Source organism: Pseudomonas sp. NBRC 111132, from assembly GCF_001320565.1.
In the GTDB taxonomy this organism is placed as follows: Bacteria; Pseudomonadota; Gammaproteobacteria; order Pseudomonadales; family Pseudomonadaceae; genus Aquipseudomonas; species Aquipseudomonas putida_P.
In genome coordinates, this window is the sequence record NZ_BCBI01000035.1 from 1 (window position 1) to 25,662 (window position 25,662).

35 protein-coding genes and 2 pseudogenes are annotated in these 25,662 nt (G+C 60.4%); 2 read left to right on the forward strand and 35 right to left on the reverse strand.

The window, feature by feature from the left end:
• From APH35_RS17140 to APH35_RS29410, 5 genes and pseudogenes are all read right to left on the reverse strand, one after another.
• Window positions 1–1,320 (reverse strand): annotated as a pseudogene (locus tag APH35_RS17140) (hypothetical protein); the annotation flags it as partial.
• Window positions 1,321–1,368: 48 nt separating this feature from the next.
• Complete coding sequence (locus tag APH35_RS17145; protein ID WP_060515147.1) at window positions 1,369–4,113, reverse strand: host specificity factor TipJ family phage tail protein; 2,745 nt, start codon at window positions 4,111–4,113, stop codon at window positions 1,369–1,371.
• Window positions 4,085–4,492 (reverse strand): hypothetical protein, encoded by a 408-nt coding sequence (locus tag APH35_RS17150; protein WP_060515148.1) that lies wholly within the window; start codon window positions 4,490–4,492, stop codon window positions 4,085–4,087. Before APH35_RS17150 ends, APH35_RS17145 begins: the two co-directional genes overlap by 29 nt.
• Before the next feature lie 3 nt (window positions 4,493–4,495).
• Window positions 4,496–4,987 (reverse strand): DUF1833 family protein, encoded by a 492-nt coding sequence (locus tag APH35_RS17155; RefSeq protein ID WP_060515149.1) that lies wholly within the window; start codon window positions 4,985–4,987, stop codon window positions 4,496–4,498.
• Window position 4,988: 1 nt separating this feature from the next.
• A complete protein-coding gene (locus tag APH35_RS29410) occupies window positions 4,989–5,291 on the reverse strand; it encodes a hypothetical protein (RefSeq protein ID WP_256213777.1) in 303 nt (100 codons plus the stop codon).
• On the opposite strand from APH35_RS29410, the gene APH35_RS29415 reads away from it, so the two are divergent.
• A complete protein-coding gene (locus tag APH35_RS29415; protein ID WP_256213778.1) occupies window positions 5,290–5,442 on the forward strand; it encodes a hypothetical protein in 153 nt (50 codons plus the stop codon). The two genes, APH35_RS29410 and APH35_RS29415, sit on opposite strands and share 2 nt — an antisense overlap.
• A 13-nt stretch (window positions 5,443–5,455) precedes the next feature.
• On the opposite strand, the gene APH35_RS17165 is transcribed toward APH35_RS29415, so the two are convergent.
• The 29 genes and pseudogenes from APH35_RS17165 to APH35_RS17305 form a co-directional block, all read right to left on the reverse strand.
• The gene (locus APH35_RS17165; protein WP_060515199.1) at window positions 5,456–7,903 is read right to left on the reverse strand and encodes a phage tail tape measure protein; all 2,448 of its coding nucleotides are present in this window, start codon (window positions 7,901–7,903) and stop codon (window positions 5,456–5,458) included.
• Window positions 7,904–7,960: 57 nt separating this feature from the next.
• Window positions 7,961–8,311 (reverse strand): superinfection immunity protein, encoded by a 351-nt coding sequence (locus APH35_RS17170; protein WP_060515151.1) that lies wholly within the window; start codon window positions 8,309–8,311, stop codon window positions 7,961–7,963.
• Window positions 8,312–8,382: 71 nt separating this feature from the next.
• Window positions 8,383–8,583, reverse strand: coding sequence for a hypothetical protein (locus tag APH35_RS29855; protein ID WP_060515152.1), 201 nt, complete (start codon window positions 8,581–8,583; stop codon window positions 8,383–8,385).
• A gap of 17 nt (window positions 8,584–8,600) precedes the next feature.
• Window positions 8,601–9,077 (reverse strand): phage tail assembly chaperone family protein, TAC, encoded by a 477-nt coding sequence (locus tag APH35_RS17180; protein ID WP_060515153.1) that lies wholly within the window; start codon window positions 9,075–9,077, stop codon window positions 8,601–8,603.
• 8 nt (window positions 9,078–9,085) lie between these two features.
• Window positions 9,086–9,358, reverse strand: a complete 273-nt coding sequence (locus tag APH35_RS29420) for a phage tail tube protein (protein ID WP_256213783.1) — start codon at window positions 9,356–9,358, stop codon at window positions 9,086–9,088.
• A gap of 123 nt (window positions 9,359–9,481) precedes the next feature.
• Window positions 9,482–9,973 (reverse strand): annotated as a pseudogene (locus APH35_RS29425) (phage tail tube protein); the annotation flags it as partial.
• Between the two features lie 273 nt (window positions 9,974–10,246).
• Window positions 10,247–10,483 (reverse strand): hypothetical protein, encoded by a 237-nt coding sequence (locus APH35_RS17195; RefSeq protein ID WP_060515156.1) that lies wholly within the window; start codon window positions 10,481–10,483, stop codon window positions 10,247–10,249.
• A gap of 38 nt (window positions 10,484–10,521) precedes the next feature.
• A complete protein-coding gene (locus APH35_RS17200; protein ID WP_060515157.1) occupies window positions 10,522–10,890 on the reverse strand; it encodes a DUF3168 domain-containing protein in 369 nt (122 codons plus the stop codon).
• Window positions 10,887–11,381 (reverse strand): HK97-gp10 family putative phage morphogenesis protein, encoded by a 495-nt coding sequence (locus APH35_RS17205; RefSeq protein WP_060515158.1) that lies wholly within the window; start codon window positions 11,379–11,381, stop codon window positions 10,887–10,889. Before APH35_RS17205 ends, APH35_RS17200 begins: the two co-directional genes overlap by 4 nt.
• Window positions 11,374–11,712, reverse strand: coding sequence for a phage head closure protein (locus APH35_RS17210; protein ID WP_060515159.1), 339 nt, complete (start codon window positions 11,710–11,712; stop codon window positions 11,374–11,376). Before APH35_RS17210 ends, APH35_RS17205 begins: the two co-directional genes overlap by 8 nt.
• The gene (locus APH35_RS17215; protein WP_060515160.1) at window positions 11,699–12,037 is read right to left on the reverse strand and encodes a head-tail connector protein; all 339 of its coding nucleotides are present in this window, start codon (window positions 12,035–12,037) and stop codon (window positions 11,699–11,701) included. Before APH35_RS17215 ends, APH35_RS17210 begins: the two co-directional genes overlap by 14 nt.
• Window positions 12,034–12,333: a hypothetical protein gene (locus APH35_RS17220; protein WP_156341224.1), complete on the reverse strand. Its 300-nt coding sequence runs from the start codon at window positions 12,331–12,333 to the stop codon at window positions 12,034–12,036. Before APH35_RS17220 ends, APH35_RS17215 begins: the two co-directional genes overlap by 4 nt.
• Before the next feature lie 37 nt (window positions 12,334–12,370).
• On the reverse strand, window positions 12,371–13,534 hold the full coding sequence (locus APH35_RS17225; protein ID WP_060515162.1) for a phage major capsid protein: 1,164 nt from the start codon (window positions 13,532–13,534) through the stop codon (window positions 12,371–12,373).
• Between the two features lie 15 nt (window positions 13,535–13,549).
• The gene (locus APH35_RS17230; protein ID WP_060515163.1) at window positions 13,550–14,209 is read right to left on the reverse strand and encodes an HK97 family phage prohead protease; all 660 of its coding nucleotides are present in this window, start codon (window positions 14,207–14,209) and stop codon (window positions 13,550–13,552) included.
• Between the two features lie 18 nt (window positions 14,210–14,227).
• Window positions 14,228–15,496: a phage portal protein gene (locus tag APH35_RS17235; RefSeq protein ID WP_060515164.1), complete on the reverse strand. Its 1,269-nt coding sequence runs from the start codon at window positions 15,494–15,496 to the stop codon at window positions 14,228–14,230.
• The gene (locus APH35_RS17240) at window positions 15,496–17,190 is read right to left on the reverse strand and encodes a terminase large subunit (protein WP_060515165.1); all 1,695 of its coding nucleotides are present in this window, start codon (window positions 17,188–17,190) and stop codon (window positions 15,496–15,498) included. The genes APH35_RS17235 and APH35_RS17240 overlap by 1 nt, the downstream gene beginning before the upstream one ends.
• Window positions 17,191–17,193: 3 nt before the next feature.
• Window positions 17,194–17,676 (reverse strand): terminase small subunit, encoded by a 483-nt coding sequence (locus APH35_RS17245; RefSeq protein WP_060515166.1) that lies wholly within the window; start codon window positions 17,674–17,676, stop codon window positions 17,194–17,196.
• A gap of 113 nt (window positions 17,677–17,789) precedes the next feature.
• Window positions 17,790–18,122 carry an HNH endonuclease gene (locus APH35_RS17250; protein WP_060515167.1) on the reverse strand — a complete coding sequence of 111 codons (333 nt, stop codon included), beginning with the start codon at window positions 18,120–18,122 and terminating at the stop codon, window positions 17,790–17,792.
• A complete protein-coding gene (locus APH35_RS28850; protein ID WP_060515168.1) occupies window positions 18,122–18,352 on the reverse strand; it encodes a hypothetical protein in 231 nt (76 codons plus the stop codon). Before APH35_RS28850 ends, APH35_RS17250 begins: the two co-directional genes overlap by 1 nt.
• Before the next feature lie 74 nt (window positions 18,353–18,426).
• Window positions 18,427–18,759: a phage holin, lambda family gene (locus APH35_RS17260; protein WP_060515169.1), complete on the reverse strand. Its 333-nt coding sequence runs from the start codon at window positions 18,757–18,759 to the stop codon at window positions 18,427–18,429.
• Between the two features lie 199 nt (window positions 18,760–18,958).
• On the reverse strand, window positions 18,959–19,300 hold the full coding sequence (locus tag APH35_RS17265) for an antiterminator Q family protein (protein WP_010952642.1): 342 nt from the start codon (window positions 19,298–19,300) through the stop codon (window positions 18,959–18,961).
• 10 nt (window positions 19,301–19,310) lie between these two features.
• Window positions 19,311–19,628 carry a hypothetical protein gene (locus APH35_RS17270; RefSeq protein ID WP_060515170.1) on the reverse strand — a complete coding sequence of 106 codons (318 nt, stop codon included), beginning with the start codon at window positions 19,626–19,628 and terminating at the stop codon, window positions 19,311–19,313.
• A complete protein-coding gene (locus tag APH35_RS17275) occupies window positions 19,625–19,900 on the reverse strand; it encodes a hypothetical protein (protein ID WP_060515171.1) in 276 nt (91 codons plus the stop codon). The genes APH35_RS17270 and APH35_RS17275 overlap by 4 nt, the downstream gene beginning before the upstream one ends.
• Window positions 19,897–21,183: a tyrosine-type recombinase/integrase gene (locus tag APH35_RS17280; protein WP_060515172.1), complete on the reverse strand. Its 1,287-nt coding sequence runs from the start codon at window positions 21,181–21,183 to the stop codon at window positions 19,897–19,899. The genes APH35_RS17275 and APH35_RS17280 overlap by 4 nt, the downstream gene beginning before the upstream one ends.
• Window positions 21,180–21,608: a VRR-NUC domain-containing protein gene (locus APH35_RS17285; RefSeq protein ID WP_060515173.1), complete on the reverse strand. Its 429-nt coding sequence runs from the start codon at window positions 21,606–21,608 to the stop codon at window positions 21,180–21,182. Before APH35_RS17285 ends, APH35_RS17280 begins: the two co-directional genes overlap by 4 nt.
• Window positions 21,605–21,901 carry a DUF1364 domain-containing protein gene (locus tag APH35_RS17290; RefSeq protein ID WP_060515174.1) on the reverse strand — a complete coding sequence of 99 codons (297 nt, stop codon included), beginning with the start codon at window positions 21,899–21,901 and terminating at the stop codon, window positions 21,605–21,607. The genes APH35_RS17285 and APH35_RS17290 overlap by 4 nt, the downstream gene beginning before the upstream one ends.
• Complete coding sequence (locus APH35_RS17295) at window positions 21,901–23,298, reverse strand: DnaB-like helicase C-terminal domain-containing protein (RefSeq protein ID WP_060515175.1); 1,398 nt, start codon at window positions 23,296–23,298, stop codon at window positions 21,901–21,903. Before APH35_RS17295 ends, APH35_RS17290 begins: the two co-directional genes overlap by 1 nt.
• Entirely contained in the window at window positions 23,295–24,116 is an 822-nt protein-coding gene (locus APH35_RS17300; protein ID WP_060515176.1) for a replication protein, read from the reverse strand. Before APH35_RS17300 ends, APH35_RS17295 begins: the two co-directional genes overlap by 4 nt.
• Window positions 24,117–24,439: 323 nt before the next feature.
• Window positions 24,440–24,652 carry a Cro/CI family transcriptional regulator gene (locus APH35_RS17305; protein ID WP_060515177.1) on the reverse strand — a complete coding sequence of 71 codons (213 nt, stop codon included), beginning with the start codon at window positions 24,650–24,652 and terminating at the stop codon, window positions 24,440–24,442.
• Between the two features lie 87 nt (window positions 24,653–24,739).
• Here APH35_RS17305 and APH35_RS17310 point away from each other — a divergent pair, with 87 nt between their 5' ends.
• On the forward strand, window positions 24,740–25,387 hold the full coding sequence (locus APH35_RS17310) for an XRE family transcriptional regulator (RefSeq protein WP_060515178.1): 648 nt from the start codon (window positions 24,740–24,742) through the stop codon (window positions 25,385–25,387).
• 124 nt (window positions 25,388–25,511) lie between these two features.
• On the opposite strand, the gene APH35_RS29430 is transcribed toward APH35_RS17310, so the two are convergent.
• Window positions 25,512–25,646 carry a hypothetical protein gene (locus APH35_RS29430; RefSeq protein WP_256213779.1) on the reverse strand — a complete coding sequence of 45 codons (135 nt, stop codon included), beginning with the start codon at window positions 25,644–25,646 and terminating at the stop codon, window positions 25,512–25,514.
• Window positions 25,647–25,662 lie beyond the last annotated feature (16 nt).

Consider the following 25,662-nt stretch of genomic DNA (forward strand, 5'->3'; position numbering starts at 1 on the left):
GCCAGTGCCGCTGGCATTGCGGATCCTGATGCTACGAGCGCCGGGCAGCGCTTCGAGGGTGATGCTGTTGATAATGCCAATCCAGGTCTGCGGGTTGACCGTCTTCTGCACCACTCCATCCACGGACAACTCGACGGCCGATGGCGACCCGGAGCTGCCGAGAATGGCCAAGGTGATCTTTCCGCTTCGTGGCACAGTCACCGAGTAGGTAAGCGCGGCGTTTGCACTGGTGGACTGGCGAATCACCAGAGGGCTCCAGGCCTCTGCTGCGGTATGCCCAAGGTTGCCAGGCGGCACATTGTAGGTGTCCCAGGTGCCGACGGTGGTGGTGGCACCCTGCAGTCTGGTGCCGTAGACGCCGACGCAATTGTGCACATAGCCACAGCGCAGGAATTGCTGTGCTCCGCCCAAGCTGTTGGTCGGGGTCGACAAGTCCTTGAGCAGCTGGAACACGACTGAGCCGCTTTTCGACCCGATTTTCTGGGTAGCCACGAAGTAGGCGGCGTCGGTGGCCCGGCGAATCAGCATCTTTCGTCGCGTACCAGGCTCCTGCATGAAGTTGTTGACCTGATCCTGACGGTGCCCACGGATCGAGATACCCGTCAGTCCAGCGCAGTTGCGGATATGGCCATCCACCACCGTGTTCTGCCCGCGCACCATGCAGCCCTGGGCATTGCTCGCCGAGGTGATGGTGACAGCCGGGAACGGGATCAGGATTTCACGGCCATTGGCTGCAAGGGCCGCTGTGTTGAAGGCCACTGTATCGTCGCCGATACCGGTACCGCCGTAGTCGGCAATGCTGACCTGGTCGTCGTTTTTCTGCCGCTGAGTTCGATTTCCCCGGGTGTGCATCAGGGTGTCGCCATCAGGCTGCGCCATCTCCTGACGCAACACACCGTCACCGATCGGGGCGAACTTGCTCGACTCGCTGGCCCACACTCCAGTCGTCGTGTAGGGAAGCGCCGTCGATGGCTTTGGCTTCCAGTACTCCCCATCACGGCGGAATACCTGGTCGCTGGTAGTGATGGTCAGGCCGGCGGCGTAGTCGCCAATGGTCGACCAGCCCATGGAGGCCAGCTTCTGCTGATACTGGACATCACGGGTGGCCTGGGCTTGTTGGAACTCCACATCGCGCTGCCCTTGGGAAGCATCGAAGCGGTTCTCCATCCCCTTCACCGAGGTTCTGTTTCGCCCCTTCCGGTCAACCCAGATCTCCGCATCACCGTTCGCAGCAAGGTCGAGGTTCGCGGTGTTGTCGAAAGCATCGCGGAAGTCGGACGATCCATTCGGCTCAACCGGGTTTTTGGTGTTGTAGCGCATGGATACTCCTAAAATGAAACCCCGCACTGGGCGGGGCTCATCGAATGGTTAAGCGTCAGCGGGCGCGAGAGCGCTATCGAATAGGTAAACCCGGTCGTCGTAGTTGACGCCCTTGGTAGAGCAGCTTTCCAAGCCTTTGGGGTCTACGCTGGTCACCAGCACCGGATGGATCCGGCCAAACAGCAAGTGCGGGGGCTCGCGCTCCCAGCTCACATCCGGCGTAAACCCGATCTGCGGCACGCGCATCCGGTAATCGTCGATTCGGGTAGCGCTCCAGGGACCATCGATACGGCCGTCCTGCTTGCGCAGTGCGACCTGTGCCATTGGCATCGACTCCCAGTCGATAGGGTCGAAGCACTCCAGCACCACGCCGTCGGCGTCCGCAGAGAAGGACTTCAGCAAGGTGCTCTGCCCGCTCCCTGGGGTGTCGTCTGACACGCCGGCAAGGCTGAGGTAATCGCTGTTGTTGGCCGAAAGCTCCGTATCGAAGCTGTACGTCCAGCGGCGATAGCGCTGCTCCGAACGCCGGCGCATGCCGTGCTGGTAGGCTTTGTCACGGTCGGTGATCCCGATTGCGCTGACCTTTTCTGCCCGACGCCCCTGATCACCAGGAAGCCGACACTTCACCACCTGCTTCTGGAATGTGCGGCTGTCGATGTACTCGCAGTCGACGCCGTCATTGTCATCCGGCGCCGGCGAGGTGAAGGCCCGCGAGAGCGATCCAGTCATGCTCTGCGCCGAGTAGGCCCAGACCTCGCCATCAGCTGCCGGGGTGGTGTAGTTGTGATCCACACCTTCACGGAGCCCGTCGCGCACAGGCCGAAGCCTGCCGCGCCCGGTGGTGAGCTCCGAGAAGCCGGCGGCGAGAATGTCGCCCAGCACTTCTTTCACCGTGCTGGCCGAGTCGTATTGGAAGTCGAAGGTATCCCCCCGAGCCTTCCATACAGTTGCCAGGGCGTCGATTTCCATCAGGTCGAGATCTGCATCCTCATACCCGACCTTCTTGGCCACGTAGCAGAATGGCGCCACCAGGTCGCGCACCGGCCGTTTCTCGGTCCAATGCCCGTCTTCGCGCGTGGGCAGGATGCGGGTGCCGACCACAGAAACCCGATTCTCTGACTGGGCGCCGAGCCGGCCACCACCTGCTACCGCCACCGAGATGGTGGTGATACCTGGGTAAGAAGCGGGACTTGGAAGCCTGGATCGCAGGCCGTACCACTGGATCGTATCCTGGACGTTGGTGTCGCTCGACTTTGCGCCGATCCGACGCATCCTGACTTCTGGCCGCATCGGGTACGGCAGAGCGATAGCGCGGGTAAAAGCGATCTGGTCCAGGGTGTTTCGGGTGATGGTCTCGCTGTAGGAGGACCACGCCCCTGCTGTCGCAATGTCGCGGTACTGGACCTCGAAGGTCACATACATCTCATTGACGCGACCCTTTTTGTCGACGCTGGCGAGCCCCTGCGGAAACATCACGTCCACCTCGATGGTGGAAGCCAGTTCGCCTACGGGGCATCCCGCGAATGATCCGGCCCAATCCCCCTCAAGGGTTGAGCTGTCCAGCCGCAGTGAGGCCGAGTTGCTTTCGATGTAGTCGAAACCTGGCCAATCCTCATCGGCGTCGCCGGTGTCGGTAAGGCGCTCGAGCGCGATCTGCGCTGTGTTGGCCGCAGATATCCGGTAGCGCAGGCCGTTGTAGCCAATGCAGGCCCAGCCCGTGCCGTACTGCAAACCGGAAACAGGGGCTCCGTCGGTGGTGTTGAGCGTCATCGCCGCCGGCTCTGTGAGCGTGGACGGCGTGAAGTCGTTGACGATATAGCGCCCTTCGTTGGCCCCCACCACCTCGATGACCATGCCAGGGAACGCCCCAAGCTGGCCCAGCGGCCCCGTGATGGTGTCGCGCCCACCAACCCCCGTACCGGCAGTGACCTCATACGGGTACATGACCTCGACACGAAGAAGCATGCCGGCGGCCCAGTCGTCCGGCAGGGCGCCGGCGCCCTCTGGAACCGCCACCAGGTCACCGTCGAACTGATAGGCCTGAGCTGCAGCTGCCGGCGTGGCCGGTACTGTAGTCCGAAGGTCGATGCCGGCCGTGCCTGTGGACGTAGCGCCAACCTCGGAGACCGCATACCACCACTGGGCGGCAGGATCGAGCGCTACGCTCTCCCCCGGGCCGTAGATCTTATAGCGGGCGTTGCTGCCCAGCGAAATGATGGGGGTATCCCCGATCATGATATCGCTGGCTTGGATATCGAACTCGCCGACACCTATTGCCAGCAGCATCTGCACCCACTCGGTACGCTCCGTAGGGAAGCTGCGGCGCTGGGGGACGATGTAATCGGGGTAGATCTTGTTTCGCCCAAAGGCCTCGCGAATGATGTCGCCATAGCGCACCTGGTTCGCCTTGGTGCGCGAGCTCTCCAGTGGGTCGCCCTGCCGTGCACCCTGCGTGTTGGGCATCTTGATGCGGGGCATGAACAGCTTGAAGACGGCCTGGGCCGCCTTGATCGTGGCAATGGTGATGGTGATCGGGTCGACGCCCTTGGGTTCGCGCCAGATCCGTACATCGTCGTCAGGCCCGATGTCCGTTACGCGCCAGGCACTGACATGCACCAGATCACCATTCACCGTGACGCTGACCGGCTGCAGCTCACCTCGGCGAATCCGACGGCGGTTGCGGCGGTAATTGGCCACATTCCCGCGCAACCAGGCGTCGAGCGTGGTTTCCCGCTTGACCGGATAACGCTGCAACGGCTGCGGATCAAGCTTGTTCGCGAAGAATTCGATCACGGTAGAAAATCACTCTGCTGAAGTTTTCCATGAAGTCCTGCAGCCGGACGATCCGGGCTGCGGAATCCGGGTTGATCTCCAGAACCTGGAGGCGCCCATCCTTGGCAATTACCAGGGCGACATGCACGCAGGAATCTCCATCCATTGCTGCTGCTATAGCGCCTGCGAACGGCTGACACTCCTCCAGCGCCGCCTCAACCTGCCGCCGATAAGCGCGCTGGAACGAAACCGCGCTTGTCTTGACGACGCCGCCGAAGCTGGCCAGCAGTGGCAGGCCATAGAGCTCATGCCGAGCCAGCCGGGTCAGGCCCCAGCAGTCCACGCGCGGCAGTTCGCGCCCGCGATCTTGGTAGATCGCAGCGAGATATCGATTGAACATGGGTCAGCCTTCGTATTTGATGCAGGGCGCGGTCTGGGAGTTGAAGTCGTCCCGGGGAAACTTGATGGTGATCAGGTCGAAGTACTTGGCCTGGACCTCAACGTGATCCACCTCCAGCTTTCCGCCCCCCACCTTCATGTAGTACGGCCGGCGGGCCGGTTTGGAGAGGTCGGTGCTCAGGTACAGCCGCATGGTCAGACGGACCACCTCCTCCTGATCGATAGCCTGCTTGACCAGCCCCTGAGCCTTACCCGTGACACCGTCAATGGCGAACGTTATCGCCTGGCTGCCGGTGTTGTCCTTCTTCGGCATCGACACGTCGATACCGCCGGCCTCATAGGTGAGAACCCGGCCAACCTCATCGACAGCGGTGATGTCCGTGAACATATGGGTAAGCAGGACTGGCTCAGCCCACGCATTGCTGGTCAGCTCGAGCGCCGGAATCAGAACCTCTGCACCAGAAGGCGATGCAAACGCTACCTCCAAAGGATCCATATCATGCCTCCGGCCAGTGGCCCTTGCCGGCCATGGCCAGGTCGAAGATATCCATGTTGAACCAGTAGTCGGGGAACTGCTCCCAGCCTGGCGGGATCAGCGGCCGCTCTTGCAACTCGAGGGTCGCGGAGAACTCCCAGAATCGACCACTGACAAGCTTGGGCCCCTCGTACATGCCAAGAATCCTGCAGGTCCGTACCATCAGGCCCTGAGTGGTGAGCAACTCCATGTCGAACCATTTCGTTCCCTCATTGAGCACCCGAGAAAACCAGGCCTCAAAGAACGCGGCCTGATTTCCATTCATGAGCCACCGCACCCTGGGCCGGGTAGGCACACTGACCGCCCTGCGGCGCTCAAGAACCCTGCCCGACGCCATGGTCGTCGACATCTTCGGGCTGACTGTTTCTAGCTGGTACCCGTCCTGGAGCGGTTTAGGCAACTGCCGGGGGTACTGAATGGTTGCGTCGTTCATCGTCCCACCGTGCTAAGCGCGTATTTTTGTGACAACACGTCATGGACCTGCCCGTCCTGGGCGGCACTGCCGCAAATGACATCGATCACCCATTGCTCATTTTTCCAGCTGGCGGTCGCCTGAGTTCCGGGTGGTGCCTCGTAAACATTGACCGATGGGGCCTGCCCTGCACCTTTCTGCCCACGGCTATCCTGATCGGACTGAATGCTGCTCAGCGTCCGATCCAGCTTGGCGCTGGTCTTCTCGGTGGTTACCCGCTCGCCCTTCTTGAGGTTCCAGGTACCGTCGGCCGGAACGTAGTCGATGCCGTCGTGAGCCTGGCCGTCCAGCGCCGCGCCCACTGCCGTCATGAGTACGCCAGCAGCACCCGCTGCGGCGATCGCTGCCCCGGGTGCAATCACTGGCCCAACAAACGGAACGCCGATCATTGCTGTGAACGCGCTCAATGCCGCCATGGCGACCTGGGCGGCTGCGTAGGACATCAGTGCATGGCCGATCGACTGCATGAAGGTTGCCGCGAAGCCCTTGACGTTCATCTTCCCGGTTTCGGCCCACTCGGTAACCATATCCGTCAGCGAGCTGAATGCATCCGCGCCGACGCTCTGCATATTGCTGTAGAGGTCCATCGCCGCGTCGGCCTGGCTCGCGAAGCCGCTGATGAAGCCAGCGCCGGCGTTCTGCTGCAGCTTGTCGATGTCCTCGTAGTACTTCTCCTGCATAGCCCGGCGCTTCTCGAGTGCGTCGTTGAGAATCGCCGTCTCGCGCTCGTATGCCGAGTCGGACACGTCGCCAGCCTCATGCCGCTGCCGGAGGTCCTCAAGCTGATCTTGGTAGTCCTGCTCGATGGCCAGCAGGTCCAAGGCGCGCTGCTTCATCTCATCGCTGCTGTAGGCATTCAGCAGGGGCGCATCCAGTGCGCGCTGGTCAATGTCCAACTGCCGCTTCACGCTCGCATCGAATGCCGCGACCGCCTTGTCATCCTCCTTTGCCTGCTTCAGCTTTTTCAGTTGATCAAGCTCGGCGGCCAGACCTTTCAGGCGCTCTTGCTGCTTGGCGCTCAGGCCGGTGAGGTTTCCAGACTCCAATTCAAACTGGAGCTTAGCGACCTCGGTGGCCTCCTTGCGTTTGTCGGTCTCGGTGTTGATCAGCGCGATCTGCCGCTTGTAGCCCTCTTCGGCGGTATCGAACTGGCCCTGCAGTTTCTTCGCTGCGGCTTCCGCAGCTTTCGCGGCCTCTTGCTGGGCTGGTGTGGTTGGAGTGAATGTGCCCGTAGGGGTGGTGCCCCCAAGCGCCGCAGCGGCTTTTTTTGCGTCAATTACATACTGTCGAATTTTGTCGCCCGCAAGCGGCTTGGCAAGCTCTTTATTTATTTCTTCAATTGCTACCCGTGCGTTTCCAAAATTGACCAGTGCGTCTTGGCGCATGTTCTCGGCGGCTGTTTTGAAATTTCGCGAGGTCTCACCGAAAGTAATCTTCCCGAGAATTTCGTTACCGGCAGCGCCAATAGAATTCAGATAATACATGGCCGTATCAAAACTACCGACCAAGGTCTGTGCAGTGATATTGAACGCACGAGCAATGCCGTCACCGATGCTAGCTGTAACAGCTACAGTCTCAATCATTGAGTCAGCAAGGGCACTGATCTGTGATTTCAACCCTCCGGCTTCTTGAGTGCTGCTTGCCAAGTCCTTGGAAAGCTGTGCCAATACAGGCATGAACTCAGCCGCCAGCGTAGTTTTCACTGCTCCTAAATAAGTGCCAAGCACTGTTAGCTCATTGCTGAACTGCTTGGCCGCCAGAATGGTCGTTTCGTCCATTATGGAGCCAGCAGCTTCGGCGGCATCGCCGTATTTTTTGAAACCTTCGGCGTTGTTCCGCAACAGTGGCAGCAACGCCGTAGCATCACTGGCTATAGCCTCAAGATAGAAGGTCATTTCTGACTGGCTGACGCCAGCCTTCTCAAGGCTGGATACATAAAGCCCGAGGGCCTGGCTGCCACTCAGATTACGGAACTGGTCAGCCGTGACTCCGACCTTCGGCGCAATCTGTTCAAAGAAGTCCGCCATCCCGCCGCCGCCGGTGTTCAGGAAGTCACCGACCTTGTCATTCACGTCCTTGAGAATGTCGGAAAGCTTGTCTTGCTCGACCCCTACGGTCTTGGCCCCTACGGCCATCTTTTGGAAATCAGTGACGCTAACGTTCGCTACTGCAGCAAGATTGGATATCTCAGACGCTGAGTTTACCGCTGACACCATCATCGTCGTGAAGGCTGTGACGGCGGTGGCAACCCCAGCTCCAACGGCAGTCCCTACTGCCTTGGCACTCTTTTCAACCTCTTTCCGCCATTTGGCGGAACTACGCTCCGCCTTGTCCATGCCGGCTACAAATCCGCCAACCTGCGCAATAACGTCCAGAGTCAAAGTGCCCAGCGATCTTGAGGCCATCTTTTTCTCCGAGCATAAAAAAGCCCGCACTTGGCGGGCTCATTACCATGATTGTAACTATCGACTAAGAACCTTGGACTTCTCCGCTTCAAACTCTTCGGCGGTGAGATGTCCGCGATCTCTCAGCTCGGCCAATTTCTCAAGCTTCAAGTACGGATCGTCCCTGTCTGGCCGCGTCACCAATATCTCCTTGTGCTTGACTGGAGCATGACTTTTTATCGCAGACACTGACCATATAAGCGCCGCAATCCAACCTATAAAAGTCCAGCCAAGAAACAGATTCAGAAAGAATATCGAAGCTTTGTTGTGATGCCCTCGTACCACTGAAATCAGGAATGGTAGAAAGTACAAAGCCGTCATCCCTATCAGCATCGGCACGGCATTAAATGGTTCTGGGTTTACTGCCATGGCTTGGGCTCCCTGCAATCCCTTTCATTGAAGGACGGCAATTTACCATCATTACCGGCAGGGTTGAATGCCTACGCCCAAGAAGCCATGGCCTCTTGAAGGGAGATGGGCCCCTCTTCATCCTCATGCAGGGCGAAATCCTTCCAGCTGTAGGGCGTCGGCGTCTTCTGCGGGTCACGGTGCAGATTGGCCGTCAGCGCCGCAAGCATGGCCACCGATCGCTCCACTCGCATGCCCAGATGAAGCGTGCCGCGACGTTTCCGGTACTTCACCCAAGACCGAAATTCGCTCAGGCTGAGGTTTTCCTTGGCTTGCGCGATCGTCGCCCCCCCGACGCCGGAGAGGACGAGTTCGTGCCAGACTTCGTCTCGCTCGGTGAGCTCTTCGTCTTTCCCAGGTCGTTGACCTCCTGGATAGCGAACAACAGAGCTACGGACAGATTTCCATCAAGGGATCCCAGGCGCTTCTGACTCTCTGGGTCCTTTTCAAGCTCAACCGGATCGAGCGGGCCATGAGTGATGTCCATCGGGCTGCTGAACACTGGATAGCCATGCTCGTCGCAGATAGAAGCTGCAATGCGGCCGGCAATACTGTCTTGCTTGCTACTGACCGAGAGTACATCGCTCACCGCTGTCTGGTAGCCCATTGGGCGGACGTAGACGGTTGCGGTGTAGTCCGTACCATTCTGGCGCCACTTGATTTCCTTCTCTACCGGCCGCCCAGTGAACGAACCTACGCCCTTGAGCGCGTCGAGTGTCAGTTTCATGCGTTACCTCAGACGTTAGTGGTCTTGCGAATCCAGGCGGAACCGCCGGAGCGCTGGATGGTGGCCGCCGTGGTGACCGCCGCGTTGGCGGCAAAGTCGAACGGGAAGTCAGAGACGTAGCCGTCGAACAGGAACCAGGTGCGGGTCGGAGGCAGTACGAAGTCATCCGCATCGCCCAGGATTGCGGAAGCCGCAGCACCAGAGCCGGCACCTCCGGTCAGCGTAATGCTCGGTGCGCTGGTGTACCCAGTGCCGGCGTTGGTGATGTTGAACCCAACCACCTTGCCGTCTTCGATGATCGCGGTGGCTGCAGCGCCGGTGCCGCCGCCACCCGAGAACGCAACGGTCGGCGCCGAGGTGTAGCCGGTACCGCCATTGGTCAGCTCGATCGCCGCCAGCGCGCCGGCAACGCCGACCGTTGGCTTGATGTCCTTGCCGTCAGACCAGCCAACCACCCAGCGGATGCTCTCGATGGTGTCGTCTTCCGAGATCTGGTGAAGGCGTACATGGGATGGGTTGCGCGGATCGACGTTCAGGGTCAGGGAAGCCTGGCCGGGGGTGCGCAGGCCGCGCAGGTACTTGCGGACGGTGTCGCTGAGACAGGTAACCTCAACTTGGTCAGCCGGGTTACCACCTGGGTTGAAGGCGGTTGCGCACTCCACCTCCATGACTTCGAACTGAGACGGGGTACCGACCTTGGGCACCAGGGCATAAATCTGAGTACCTTGAGCGAGAATCGCCATGGGTTTCTCCAATTGCGGGCAAAAAAATACCCGCACAAGGCGGGCTGATGATGTGAGCGGAACTGTCCGGGCATCCAGCTTGTATAGAAACCCAGTACCCGGAAGCTTGTGGACGTAGTAGCTTTTTGCCTGCCGCGCATAATGGCGCGCCATGCATAACACCCTGGGAGATCAGATGAAAGGACGCATAGTTGTTACGCAAGAGCAGCTAGACGAGGCACTGAGGCAGATTCACCGATATTTCATTGAGGGCGATGACAGTGCTTCCAACCTGAGCTCGCCGGAGATGAAAGAGCGGATTGCAATTCTGGCGCGGCGGGGCCTTCTGAGCTGTAAGGCGACCCGCATGGTTTCAGGAAATCTAATGATCAGGTGGACCGCCACAGAACGAATCACCCCCATGGGTATGGCCCACTTGGAATCGCTTTAAAAGCGTGGCCCTGCTTGGGCCATTTTCTCTTCTAAGCTCATTCGTGCTTCAGCTTCGCTCTCTAAATCCAGATACAACGACGTAATCGCTGCATGAATCTCGCCGGCGGCACCGGTCTCTGCCGACACATCCCATTCTCGGTTGCGGATGGATTCGGCCATGCGGAAAACACTTTGCTCCAAGTTTTTTAATCTGGCGTTTTCGGCAATTATTTCGTCGATGCTTCTTGTCATTGATGTCTCTCCGGGTCTTAGGTTGCGATGCGAGCACGCTACCGCAGGACCATCCAGTCCACGTCGAAGCTGGCACGGTAGTTTTTAGTTTCCGGGTCGCGGCCTTCAACGCCCCAGCGGGTGACGTAGGCCTCAAGCTCAACCGCGTCACGGATGGCATCACGGACCTTGCGCGCGGAATCTCCGGTGGTGGCGTAGACGTCAACCTGCAGGGTGAAGCCATCCAGATCAGGGCGGCCAGCCAGGTAGTTTTCTGGAGTGCCGTTGACGATCTGCCATACGGCATATGGCTTGGCCACGCCCTGCTCCGCTTCTCCAAACGAGTAGAGACGCATGGCGGTGCCAACGCCAAGCAGCGCGGTCACGGCCGGACTGTTCAAGCAGGCCTGGACGATCGGTGGTGTCATGAGGATGCTGCCTTTTTCGCTGCGCGCCGGATGGCACGGTCGATTGCCTTCTCGTACTCAGTGACGAAGGTGTTGGTCACCAGGCTGATGTTGTCCGCTAGCGCTGGACGCATGAATGGTGCAGCCGCCATCTTCTCGGTACCGAACTCAATCAAGCGCCAATGTGGTGTAGGCGCATTGGTGGAGGTATCGACCCCTTCGCCTTTCTTAGCCAGCACTGCGCCATGCTGCACCCCGATCCGAAAACCCAGATCGCCAGTACGCTTGAACAGCCGGCCATTCCAACGCAATGCGATGTTGTCCGAGATAGACCGCCCGGTGGCGCTGTCGTCGACCCGCTCGGCGGCCTCTTTGGCTTTCTGCACCACCACTTGCGCGGCCTTGCGGAGCGCTGCGCGGCCACCTTTGCGACGAACGTCAATGCTGACCTCACCCAGTTTTCCAAGCAGGTCTTCCAGGCCGAGAATGCTGAACTCGACGCCATCAGCCATCCTTTACCCCCTTCGAAACCATGATGGTCAAGTACTCGAGGCCTGACTTGGCGTCCTCCAGCGGTGGGCCTTCGATGCTATACAACTCTCCTCGGTAGAGGATTCGCATGGTCGGCAGCACGCCAGGCCGGTACCGGATCACCATGCGGGCAGTTGCTTCGGACTGAGCGGCCTGCGCGGCAATCAAGTCGCGAGCGGACAATGGTGTTACCTTACCCCACACCTTTGCGAACAATTGCCACTCGGGCGCACCGAACTCCAGGGTCGACGGGTCGCGTGGCGTGACCTTGTGCTGCAGTTCGATGCGGTGCCGAAGATCACCCGCTTTCATTGGGCGCCTCCTTGATGGTCGAGCTGAGGTCACGGGAAGACCACAGTTGGGAAGTTACGCCCAACGGCATTTCGTCCCCGCTGACGCCTACCGCCACCGCCTCACGGTTCTCGTAGGAATGGGCGATCAGCAGCAGCATGGCGGTCTTGAAGCTGGCCTTGAAGTCGGAGAGTTGCGTCAATTTCGGGTTGTCGCAGTACCACAACGACCAGGCCAGCGCCGACTCGGCATATAGCTCGATCAGCTCATCTTCGTCTTCGTGATCGACACGGAGGTGCTGGCGAATCATGCCGATCGGCAGCAGTTCCAGTGCCGTGATGGTCATTTTTTCTTACCTGCCTTGGCTTCGGTGACCGGAGCTTCTTTCTGCTGCTGGTCCTGCTGCTGGTCCTGCTGCTGGTCCTGCTGCTGGTCCTGCTGCTGGTCCTGCTGCTGGTCCTGCTGCTGGTCCTGCTGCTGGTCCTGCTGCTGGTCAGCAGCCTGCGGGGCGTCCACGCATACCGCAAGCCCCATTCCCACCAGCGCCTCGGCGGCAGAGTCGGACACTTTGCGCGACTCGCCTTGCGAGAAGTTGCCCGCGTGATAGTGAGAAAACTGGCGCAACGCTCGGATTTTCTTCATCTGCATGCCGGGGCGGTTGCCCGCCCCGCCTCAGTCATCAAGGGGTTGGGGTGCCGAACTGGCCGGTGATGATCGCGCTGGTGCGGTAGTGAGCCACGGCCAAGCGCTCCTCGCACAGCAGAGTCAGCATGTTCTTCACGAAGTTGTCGCGATCCTCGCGGCTGATCTCAACAGTGGCATCCATGCGATCCCAGACCTGCGAGGCCAGGTCAAAGCCACCAACGGTGAAGGTGTTTTGCGCCTGAGCCTTGGTCGGAACGACCGGAAGACCCCACATCACGCGGGCAGCGAATGCGGCTGGCCCGCCGAAGATGTAGCGGCCATCGGCATCCTTCAACATGGCAATGGAATGCCAATCACGCGGATTGAGGATGATGCCGGACGCATCGAACTCCGACTCCGACACCTGGAAAATCGCGTGAGCGATCTTGTCAGCCCGGGTGTCGCCGGTGGCGTCGAGATCTTCGTCGTACTCGTCAGCGACGTGGTTCAGGCCTTCCAGGTTGTCGCCGGTACCGTCGCCGTTCAGCAGCTGGCCTTCCTCAACCAGGGCCAGGCCGTACAGCAGGCGATTGTTGACGTAGGACTCGAGCATGGGCGCATCGTCCATGATCTGGCGAGAGGCCTGAATCCAGTGGGCAATGGTCTTCACGCCGGCGGTATGCTTGGTGAAGGTCAGGTTCGATTCTGGCTTGAGGTTGCCCTCAGCCACCGGTGCCGCACTGTTGGTGAAAACATTCTCGCGAACGTACTCGATGGAGTTGGAGCTGATGCGGCCTTGGGCGAGCAGGTCGCGAATGGTCAGGCGACGCTGACCCGGCATCAGGATGCCGGGCAGTTGTTGTGGCTGGACCAGCACGCCAGCCGACGCAGCTCCGCTACCCAGGGCTTTGTTGAAGCTCTTCACGTCAACCTTGCTGGACTTGCCGTCCCAGCTCTTTTTCAGGTCTTCGGCGGTGCGCTCGGCGAAGGACTTCTTGTTTTCCGGATTGTCCGGGTTGCCGCCGGCCAGCTTCTGCTCGATATCAAACAGGCGGGTGCCTGCGGTCTTGAGCTCTTCCTGCACGGTGGTCAGATCGGACTGCAACTGCTTGCTGACGGCGCCGGTCGCCTCGATTTCTTTCTTCTGAGCATCGAACAGCTCGGTCATACGAGTCTGTGCGGTCTCGATCGCCTTCTGGACTTGGGCCAGTTCGGACATGGATAGATCCTCGGTTCAGAGTTTCGGGAAGGTGTTGATGCGCTCGATGAGCGCGGCGATGTCGTCGCCGCCTTCGGACTCGCTCCGAACTGCGGACTTGATGCAGGCAATGAACGCCTGCGCTTCGGACTTGGAAAGGCCGGCTGAATCTCTCAACCAGTTCTCCGCGTCGCGTATGGTTTCAATGGTCTCCATGCTCTTAAGCGTGGAGACGGTGGCCGATTCGTTGGCCGGAAAGGTGCACACACTGATCTCACTCAAGCGCGTCACGTTCCGGAAGGAGTAGCCAGTTGCGATCGAAGTGACGTCCTGTTTAGCCGCACTGAACCCGACGGACATGCCGCCCACGGTTCCATGGATCATCGCGGCCTTGAGTGCCTCCGACTGAGGGTTGCCGGGCGTGAGCTCACCTCGGACATACAGCCCCTTGCTGTCCTCTGCCAGGTCGAGCCATTTGCCGACCGGGATTTCGTTGCGCCGATGGTTGAAGAACATGGCCACAGCACGGGTCTGCGTCTTGAGCGCCTGGGCGAATGCGCCCGGCTCGATAATGTCGCCGTCACTGTCCACAACACCGAACACACTGGCGTAGCCCTCGAAGACGCCCTGAGCGCCACCGTTGGCGAATTTGATTGCGGCCTGATCGAAGGCCAGGGTTTTGCAAACGCTGGGCATTTGCTGCCTCCAGAAAAATCAAACCCCGCTGGGTGCGGGGTCTGGGTTACCGAGTTGGGTGATTGGCACGTTCTGCGATTGCCGGGTGGCCACATCGCCGCCGGGCAAGGGCGGCATGTTGTCCAGCCGTCGCAGTTCGTTGATGGTCCGAAGCCCCTTGTCTGCCAGCGTGCCCATGAAAGACGCGCGGGCTGCCGAATCACCGCGAAGCAAACCGTCCAGGTTGTGCTCGGCGTGATATCGGCTAAGGTCGGCTGGCTTCACCAGCCACCGCCAGATGGACTGCTCCCACCAGTCGAGATAAGGCGACAGGGTGTACTGCAGGAAACCCAAGTTCTGTTGCTCGATGCCAGAGCCCCAGCTCGTCGACTTCTCCACGTCACCCACCAAATGCGGAGGGACGCCGAAGAACCTGGCCAGTTCGCTGACCTGGAACTTGCGGGATGCCATGGTTTCGGCATCCTGCGGGCTGACGCCGATGGACTGGGTGGAAAATCCCGCCTCCAGGATCCACAGCCGCTTACGCACCGGCCCGCCGGCAATCTCCTTGAAGTTCTCCTCCAGCTGGCCGCGCTGCTCCTTGCTGAGCACCTTGTCTCCCGTCATGAGGATCTGCGGTGATTTCGCGCCATTGCCATAGAAGTCGCGCTGCTGATCCTCCATCGCCACCGCTACCCCTGCGGTCTTGGCCGCGAACGCGATCGGCGACAGACCTACCAGGCCGTTGAAGCCGAAACCCTTCAGGTGGAAGATTTCCGCCTGCTTGAAGTCGGCATACTCGGTGTCGCGGCGGTAGCGGTAGACGATCCGGCCATTCTCCAGGCGCGGGTCCATGTTCACCGACATAAGCGGTATGAGGCTGATCACGTCGCCAGCACCATTACGCTCAATCAAGGCGTAAGCATTGCCATAGAAACACAACTGCATCGTCATGGCCGTGCGGAACTCCACGGCCGTCATGAAACGGTTTGGGCTGTAGCGCAACAGCCTTGCCAGCGGATTTTCCAAGCCGACCTTGTGTCGGTCATTGCCCTGGGTTTCGTACACATCCAGCGGCAAGCTAGCGGTCACGCTGGAAATCAAGCGGACGCAGGCGAAAACGGTTGAGATTTGCAGCGCCCGCTCGTCGGTGATCACCGAGTCGCCCACCGTGCCACTGGCTGATACCGGGCCACCCTGCGAGCCTTTCTCCGGGGTTACAAGTCGGCCACCCACGAAGAAGCTCGCCAGGCGCGCCCAGAATGGGCTCCGGGTCCGCAAGTCAATGCTGTAATCGGTATCGGCCATTACATGCTCAATGGTTTTGACAGGAAGTCGAGAAAGTCGCCTGCGACAGAAGCCGCAGGATTGAGTGCCATAAGGGTTGCCGCATCGAATGTCGCCATCAGCGGGTCAATCTTTGCGGTACCGCTGATTTGCTTGTTGATGGCAAGGGCGTTGCCGACTTGAACGGTTTTGGCGTTGCCCACGCACCAGGCCATAAGCCGGGAGTTGCCGTGAATGAATTCGCCACCAGCAACCTTGCGTTCGGTGGTCTTGATCGCGCCGTTAAGTCGCCAGCCCTGGGACACCGAAGCGATACGCTCCATAGTGATGCCTCGCTCCTCGGTGGTGAGCTCGTCAATGATGTCGCCGATGCCCGAGGCGTCTACGCCAATTGCCTGTTTTTCAGGCAGCAGACCTGCGTCACGCACCTGACAGATGATGTCAGCAACATCCCGCACATCGTCTCCTGGCAAGTCGACGATGGTTAGGTCTCCATCTGCAGCGAAGTCTTTCAGCACGCTGACGATGTCCTTCCGGCGTTCCAGCACGATCTTGTGGGCCCAAGCGTGCGCCCAGTGCAGCCACTTCCTGGTGATCTTCTCGCGCCCGATAAGGCTTAGTCCCAGCAGGTCATCAAGGCCTCCACCGTCGATGCCGGCCACTACCACCTCGCTCCTGCGCAGCAGTTCGTCCAGGGTTAGCTTTTTGTCGCCCTGGCCTTCCCAGTGATCGGCACCGGCCCAGCGGTTCGCCCGCAGGTTCATGCCGATCTGAATGTTCAGGTGCTTGGCCAAGAACTTGCGCTGACTCCCCTCGTCCTTGCGGAGGTTCTTCGCCAGTTCGTCTTCCAGCCACTCCCGACTCACCGACCGCCCCATATTGGGGTTGGTGACGTAGAAGTTGTCCGGCTGGAGGTAGGCCTTGCTCTTCACCATGGCCTCGGGAAACTCGTACAGGACGCCCAAAGACTTACGATCTTCGACCACCCCGTCGCGCACATCCCGGTAGTAATTCAGTTTCTCCTCGAAAACCCCGGCCGGCGGCTCGTCGCTCTGCGTCGACAGCAGGATGACAAAGCCTTCGTCGCGGGAAATCTGGCCGCCTGTAGCCTCCATCAACATGGCATCGGCATTCGGGCGCTTGCCGAACACCCACAGCTCGTCGATCAGGATCTTGCCGGACTTCTTGCCAGAGACCGTGTCGGTATCGGCAGCCACCACCTTCAGCGCCGCATTGTTCACCCGGTGGGTGATGGTGCGGATGTGGTCTTGCACATGCAGCAGCTCGCTGAGTTCTGGATCAGCACGCACCATACCGGCGGCAGGCTTGTAGCTGTTGGCCGCGACCTCGATCGTCGGCGCGATGATCAGCAGCTCCTCGTCATGCCGCCAGTTCAAGATTAGCGCCGTCAGCATGATGCCGGCGGCTATCGTGGATTTCGTGTTCTTCTTGCTAATCAGCAGGAAGAACTCACGAATCAACTGCTTGCCGCGATCGGCATCGTATGCGCCGAAGATGGCGGCAACATAGTCGAACACCCACTCATCGCAGCACTCGCCGAATGTCGGTTGGCCTGGCAGGTCGACGACCTTGAGCGCCTTGAACACCTCAAGCGCGGCCTGGGCCTCATCGGGAAACAGCGGCTTGAAGGGAATCAGCGATTGGCCGGCAACGATCCGAGCCTCCCAGTCTGGGCAGGCGGTCGTCCACTCCATGCATCACCCCTTGTTGTTGACCACCAGCTTCGGTGGCGGACGGGCTCCGAAGCGCCCCTTGCTGGCTTGATCGGCCGCAGCGGCCTTCTGATCTTTCTTGCCCTGGTCGGCGACCTTGCCGTGCTTGTAGGGGAGCAAGGCTTTTGCGGCATCGACGCGCAGCTTGGGCTCGGCGGCCTGCTCGTTCATGACAGCCTTCAGGAAATCCATCGGGTCGTCGAAGTCGCCTAGGTCGAGTTCGCCAACAGCGCCATCGTCAGGCGGCGGAGCTTTAACTTTTCGACCTGGTTTAACTTCTGTCGACTCAGCCTGTCGGTCACGCAGGTGGCGACCGATTGCAGCGATGACGTCCGGGTCCTTCGCGAGCTTGGAGCCTGCTTGCGACGCGGTTTTCTCTGAATATCCAGCGGCGATTGCCGCCTCTCGATTTGACGCCCCCGACAGCAAAGCGTCAGCAAACCGTCGCTTCTTGTCGGTTAAAGCCATGGTTAACTTTTCCGTGAAAGGGGAAAAAATCTGCGAATGGGAGGGGGCGAGGTTTCCGAGCGTGGAAGGCTGTGAGGTTTTACCCTCCCCCCGGCTCTAGCACCTCAAGTCCTCTATTCCGCGCCAGATTGGTGCACGCCTAGCTCGGCCCCATCTGAGGCCGTCTTCTTCAGGTGGCAGCCGTCAGGCCCGCAGCACAGGATCTGACAGTTCTCGTCAGTGTCGGCGCCGCCTTGATGCAGCGGGACGCGGTGGTCAAGCTCAAAGCCATGCGGATAGACAACAACGCGTCCGCATGCAGCGCAGGTCGGGGATGCCTTCCACAACCGGAGGCGCCGAGATTGAAGCCTGCTGCCTGTCATCCGGCGCTCCGAGGTGTTGGTAGTCGACAGCTTGCGGCCTTCAACCGGCTTCAGCCTCGACTTCAGGGTGGGAAGCTTGGCCATCACCGACCGCCTAGAACGGGCTCGCCGCTCAAGTAGGTTTGGGGCGCTGCGTCGGGATCAGGCTCATCACCCTGGTCTTCGGCCAGCGCCTGGAGGAAGCCGGCCAGCAGCTCATTGGTCTTGGCCTGCTCGGCCAGCATCTGCTTGAAGATCGACAGAAAGGCCTGCTGATTCCCCTGGATCATCGCCATCTGCTCCGGCGTCACCTTGATCTCGGCGAGGGTTAACATCGAAGAGTGATCTGGCCCGCTCATACGCCACCTTTGTCCACTTATTGATCCATTCGCGCCGCGTGGCGCATCCACTACAGGCCACCGCCTTCTACCCGCCGAGTTGCAGTGCGATCGTAGTAGCCACGCACCTTCTCGACGCCAAGGAATCCAACAGCACCACCAGCGAACGTGGCCATGCTTTGAGGCAGGCCAAGCCACTCGAGAAGCGGCACCAAGGACAGCGTTACAAGCCCGCACAGTGCACCTTCGAGGTACATCTGCCGGCGCGTTCCGCCGCCGTACACCACCCTGAGGACGGCGATCGCGACAGAAAGTCCAGCGGCATACAGCTGAGGCTGATGGGCGAACAACCAGGCGACCACAACGGCCCACAGGCCAGGATCCTTCTCGGGCATGTTTGGCATCTCGATTCCTCCCTTTTGGGGAGCGGAGTAGGTTCGGCCCCAACAGCACTCCCAGCTCGGGGCGATGGGTGTGGTGGAGCCGAAAACGAAAAAGCCCCGGCGAATGCCGAGGCTCTAAGGAGGCTGCTGGCGATGGCGAGTTTGCTCTCGCGCACCTACCGCAAAGTAACACGAAAGATACGGGCGAGGACCGGGGCTGTCAAGCGGCTTCACGACGAATATCGATCGCACCATCAATCCAGGCCACACCTGCCTTCCACAGCTGGCGGGTCTTCTCCTCACCAAAGCCAAGCTTCTTGCCAACATCCCTGAGCGAGGTGTCGCGGGAGGTGTAGTACTTGATGATGACCTGGCCGCACTCGGGGTACCGCTTACTGAGCCGGCCAACCAGGCGGTCAATGAACAGCGCATCATCATCCGTGATCATCGGATCGAGGATGGTGTTTTCCCGCGATGCGCAGCACGAAACGCCCGAGCCAAGCACAACCCAGCGGCCCCAGTGCTCCAGCAGGTATTCAGCCGACTTTTCTACGTTGCTCATGTCCTTCCCCTCAATCGCCGGTGTAGTTGGTGCCGCCGGCGCCGCGCCGGTTGCTTCCCTGATATGTAGCCTCAGGCCCGGATGCCTGAGGGTTCTTCAATTGCTCGATCTGCCGGTGCGCTGCATGCAGGGCCAGGCTGAGCTGGGTCACCAGTTCATCCAGGGCCAGGGCCTCGCCAGTTGCAGCCGCCACAAAGCCCGAGGCGTTGCAGTGGTCGCATGGCAGTTCGTAAAACAGGCTCTTGGTGACCGCTCTCCCACGGCACAAAGGGCACTGAGCCAACTCGATCACGGCCTTCTTGAAGGCTGGACCGTGCTTCTTCATCAGCCGACCACCTTCAGCCCTTGAGCCCGAAGCGACTTCTCAGCAACCTCACGAGCCCACGCTGAATCCGGGCAGCCCATCAAGACTGGAAACGGATTGGTGACGCGCAAGGCCTGGCGACTGGCCTGCCACGCCCAGCGGGCTGCCTGCACGTTGACCGTGTCCTGATAAATCATGTGAACCGCCGACCCACGGAACCCTTCGCCGTGCAAGCGAACCTGCTCCTCGACGAATGCGGCTTCGAACTCGGCGCGGCTTTTGTCGGTATCCGTCATTTCGAATCCTCGCTTATGGTTGATTCCTGAATCACGCCGCAGGCCGCGTGCTGCTTGGCCTCCGGGCATTTACCCGAAATTGCGTTTCTACCCTCCTTCAACCCGTGAATACGGTCGAAACCCTTGCTGTCTAGAAACGCATGCCACTGCTCCAGGGCAGCACGCTTGCGCTCCTCGGCGGTGGTCTGGATGTAGGCCTGCACGTTATGGCCCATCGCGTGGTTGATCAGCAGCTCGCCGATCAGGAAGTCGATGCCCTGCTCCGCCCAGCAGGTCCTGGCCAGCTTGCGCAGGTCGTGGCTGGTCCACTCGCCCTGCCCCAGGCGGGTGAACACCTCCGATGCCTGCTTCTCGCTCAGGCACTTGCCGCTCTTGCCCGGGAACAGGTACTGGCCGGTGTAGCCCTTGGCCCTCTGGGTCTCGCGGTACCAGGTCAGCAGCGCGCACACCTGCTCAGTCAGCGGCAGCGAGTGCTCGGCACGGGTCTTGGTGTTCTCTGCCGGCAGGTGCCAGTTACGGATGGCCAAGGCGATGTGCGGCCACTGGGCCTGGCGGGTCTCGCCCAGGCGGTTGCCGTGGCACAGCATCAGCAGGGCCAGCATGGCATCGGCGGGCTCGTCGGCGATCACCTCGGCGAGTTGGCTCAGCAGGTCCTCGATCTGTACTCCGCGCAGGCGCGCTGGTCGGGCCTTGATCTTGGCCTTGGTGAAGTCGCTGAACTTGATCCCGGCCATCGGGTTGCGGGCGACCAAGCCCAGGGCGTGAGCCTTGCGGAAGGCGTCGATCAACAGGCCGAACACCAGGCGCACGTACTCGAGCGACAGCTGTTCCTGCATCGGCCAGACCAGCTGGTTGTCCAGGGTGCTGTGGCTCATATCGGCCAGAGCAAGGCTACCAATACGCGGCAGCAGGTGGCAGGCAATGGCCGACTTGGCCGTGGCCCGCCGGCTCTTCGACAGGTTGCGGGTGCGCTCGACTCGGTCGGCAAACCATTCCAGCAGCTCGCCGACCGTCTCCCAGCCAGAGACAGCGGCCTTGCCCTCGCTCAGCAGGCGTTGGCGAACCTCCGGCAGCGAAGCCAGTACCACCTTGGCCGACTGGTCCGGGTAGGTGCCGATCTTGTTCCACTGCTTGCGCACCACGAGGTACCAGGTGCCGCGCGGGCGATCCTCGGTGAAGCGCAGGTACAGGCCAGGGTGGCGCGGGTCGCGCAGCAGCACAGCGTCCAGATCATGCGCCCGGCGGCGCAGCTCGGCATCGGAAAGCGCGACCACGACCGTCATGCAGCCACCGTTGCAGGCAGGAGCAGGTAGGCGCGGATGGCCTCGACGGCGTCGATGTTGCCCCGGCACACGATAGCCAGATAGCCCTGGTCGGCCAGCGCCTGCAGGTAGGCGTCCTGACTGGGCGAGACCGGCGCATCGAACGGCGGCATGGCCTTGAACTCGATGTACAGACCGAAGTAACCGCCGCGCGCCATCGGCAGCACCAGGTCAGGAACACCGGCCTTCACGCCCTGCCCTTTCAGTTTGGCGGCCACGGCCTTTACCCGATGCCCACCGTTCGGGACGTGGTAGATCAGCTTGTAGGCCTGCGGGTAGCGCATCTGCAGCTCCTGCATCAGCGCGGCCTGCTCCTGCCCTTCCCGGTCGACGGGCTTGGCACGGGCAGCTTTGGCCTTGAACGGGCGAAGGGCAGGAGCATTCATGCGACCAGCACCCCCTCGTTGATCAGCGCAGCCTGGGTGCGCATGACGCCCTCGGCGTGGTACTGGCGAGCGGTGTCGCGATCTACGGCCTTGCTGCGGCCGTCGCAGGCGTCATGGCAGGCACTGCAGCACCAGGCGCCCTGCATGTCGTGCGGCTTCTTGCCAACGCCGCAGGTACCGGCCAGGCGGTAGTGAGCGAGCACGGTAGTTTCGGGATTGCCATTGCACACGCCCGGGATGCGCACCTGGCACTCCCGGCCGCGCGCGGCCTTGGTCAGTTTGGACTGGCGCATCAGAATCTTTCTCCAGGTTTGAAGTCGTTCAGTAGCGAGCGGGATGATTTGCGCGCCGGATGGGCCGCGACCTGCTGCTGCTCGCGGGTTCCGGCATAGTTGGCAAACCGGGCGAACTCGCCCTGGTGCTGCAGCAGGCAATGGCCGACAGGCGCGTGCCGGTGCTTGACCACGTCGATCTCGGTAACGCCGCTCTGGCCCAAGTCCGAATCGGCATCGCGGTGGGCGATCAGGATGATGTCGGCGTCTTGCTCAATCTCGCCCGAGTCGCGCAGGTCGGACATCTGGGGTTTCTTGGCGGTGCGCGTCTCGATGCCACGGTTGAGCTGCGCCAAGACGATCACCGGCACGTCCAGCTCTTTGGCCATGGCCTTGATGCCGCGGCTGATAGCACCCAACTCAAGGTTCCTGTTCTGTTGGCGGCTGCCCGGCTCCGGCGCAATCAGGCCGATGTAGTCGATGACGATCAGATCGAGCGGCTTGGCCTTGTGCTGGAAGCGGGCGATGTTGCGGATTCTGCTCAGCGGGAGACCGCCCTTCTGGCAGATGCGCAGGTCGGCATCACGCATACGCCCAACGGCAGCAGTGATTTTCTGGATCTGCTCGCCGTCGCCCATGGCTTTGCCGGTATCGATGTTGCCGGTGGTAACCGACGAGGCCGAGGCCAGGCTGCGCTTGGCCAGCTCCTTGCCGGCCATCTCCAGAGAGAACACCAGCGCGGACTTGCTCTCGCGAATGGTCAGGTACTCGGCAATGCCCAGGCCAAGGGTGGTTTTGCCGGTGCCTGGACGACCGGCAACGATGATGACGTGCGAGCCGCGAAGCCCCTGAATCAGCCCGTCCAGATCGGCGAGGCCGGTAGAAAGACCGTTGATACCCCTGCCATTGAATCGATCGTCCATCTCGTCAATCACGGGCCCGAGCGCCTCGGCGAGCGTGATCACATCTGGCTCATCGTCTTCACTGTTCAGCGAAAGTGCGGCCTCTTGCACCTCAGCGATGATCTGGGCCATGGGTCGAGCCTGTGACGCCAGGTCGATGATGGTTTTGCCGAGATCGTTGACGATGCGGGCCTTCGAGCGCTCGACGACAATCCGCGCGTACTCGTTGGCGTTGGCCACGCTGACGGTGTTGCGCATGATCTCGGCGGCTCGCACCAGCGTCATCTCCCCGCTGCTCAGCGTTGGCCGGATATCAGCGAGGGACACAGGGTCTGCCGGGCGGCCTGCTGACCGTGCAGCAAGGATCATGCTGAACAGCTCGGCGGCATCCTGCTGGTGGAAGTGCATGGGCGAAACCTTGGCGCCGATGGTTTCGATCAGGGACGGCTGGTGCATCAGCGAGCCAATGACGCCGAATTCGGCTTCCTCGGCAACCAGTGGGCGAGTAGCGATCATTGCTGCGCCTCCAGCACCTTGAGCACGGTGGCTTCGCGGGTCAGGAACTCGATGTCGGCAGTCCAGCCACGGTCATTGCTGCCGGTGTAGTGCTTGACCGCAAGGCAGTCGGAGAAATACGCGGCCCAGAATTCACTCTTGCGGAACGGGTGGACGCCATTGATTTGCAGGTTCCAGCAAGCCCGGATGCGAGTGCGGCGCTTGTCGTTGAGCTTCAGGCACTGGGGCAGCGCGTGGCCGCAGGTTTGGTTGTAGATCTCGACAATCCGGGCATATGGGATCTTGTCGACTTTGGCAGCCTTGGGCTGGCCTGCTGGAGGGGTGACCTTGTCGTTGCCGTGATCACCTTCCTCGGCACCGGTCGATGCGGATGCGTCGACAACCAATGCGTTAGCATTGGTATTTGTATTTCTGTCTTTATTGTGTGGCAGGAACGCCACATTGGACGTGTTAGAAACGCCACACTGTGGCACTTCTTTTGGCTTGTTCGGATGGGTGTTTTTCTTATCGATCTTCCACTCGCCGACCGGGGCAAAACCGATCGGGCTGCGGCTACCGCCTTCACGGTGAATAACACCCTGACGAAGCAGCTCGGAGATTGCTCGGGACACGTCCTCACGGCGGATTCCGGACATCTGGGCGATGTACGACGCCGCAATGCAGGCGCTCTCCAGGTTGTAACCAGCGGTTTGACGGTGGATTGCCAGGGCGACACGAAGCTCGCGGCCTGACAGCTCAGCCCCGATCAAGGCCTCGTACAGGTCGTTGTCCATTCGGGTGAATCCGCTTTTCGGTTGGATTGGGGTGACGGTGCTCACGCGTCACCTCCGCACAGCGATGCCCGCAGGTGCTCGACACACTCTCGACGGAGTGCGGCTTTCGAGGTGGCTGCGTACTGGTGGCGAATCATTCGCGCGGCATTGAGTGCGGCGGACTGGTGAAAGGATTTCAGGTGTGAAGCGAACAATGGTGCGGTGTTGCTAGCATCCGTTGCTGAGTGCATAATCGACCTCGTAAATTGCTGTAGAGAAAGCCGCCCTGCCAGGCGGTTTTTTTTCGTCTGCTGTTCAGCTACTGGATGCTTGAACAGCTGGGCGGCACCACTACTGGCGCAATGCCAGACTTGGGATAATCCGGACCATCAGGCGACGTCTCCCCAAGGGAACGCCGGACACAGATCTTCTTTTTTGAATTTGCCGGCGGTCAGCCTCTCGGCGCGCTTTGCGACTACTGGAGACATCCCGTGCTTTCCTCGCACCCATCCGGAGACAGTGCTTTGGTCAACTCCGAGTTTCTCGGCGGTAACCTCTTGCGTCCCGAAGTGGGCGACGAGTTCTTTGTAGATGGGGCTCATAGCGCCTCTCCATATGGGAATTCTCATAAGATATTCCATGGGAACAGTCATTTGCAAGGATATGGGAGCGCCCCTGATACTTCCGCAATGGAACTTAAAGACCGAATCAAAGCAGCTAGAGCCCATGCCAACCTCACTCAGGGTCAGCTCGCGCTCAAGGTCGGCATGGACCAGACATCCATATCCAACCTTGAGCGTGGCAAATCCCAAGGGACGAGCTTCATTGCCCAGATCGCCAGCGCGTGCGGCGTAAGCGCCCTATGGCTGGCCGATGGTAGCGGGGGCATGCTGAACAACGACGGCAACGTACTGCCTGGCCCGCCAATCACCTCACCCACTCGAAGGATTGAGATCGTGGGCACAGCCCAGCTTGGAAATGACGGTTACTGGCTAGGGCTAGATAACGCTGAAGGCTGGGTTGAGACCTGGTCTCGCGACGAAGACGCATACGCGCTCAGGCTGAAAGGCGACTCGATGGCTCCTGCTATACGAAGCGGCTGGATAGCGGTGTGTGAGCCGAATCACCGCTTGGTGCCCGGCGAATATGTCATGGTTACCACTACTGACGGGCAGAGCATGGTCAAGGAGCTTCTGTTCGAGAACGAAGAAGGCGTGAACTTAGCTTCAGTCAATTCTGCCTATGGCGAGCGAAGAGTGATCGCCTGGGCTGACGTCGAGAAGATTCACTACGTCGGCAACATCCTTGCCCCCAGTAAGGTATTGAGCAGGCTTTAGTCTTAAGCCCAAAAATCTGAGCCCGCCTAGCGCGGGCTTTTTTTCGTCCAGACAAAAATGAATATGGGTCAGATCATATTTTTATGAGAATCCCCATTGACAGCAAATATGAGCAAACTCATACTCACTTCATCGCCGGATCAACACCGGCCAGATCCAGAGGCATTCCCGCATGCCACCGCTCTTTAAAAACCAGCAGATGAGCCACCAGGCGCCGAGTGAAGCCGGCGATTGAGTTCTGGTGGACGTTACGCAACACAGCAAGCTTCCTCGCT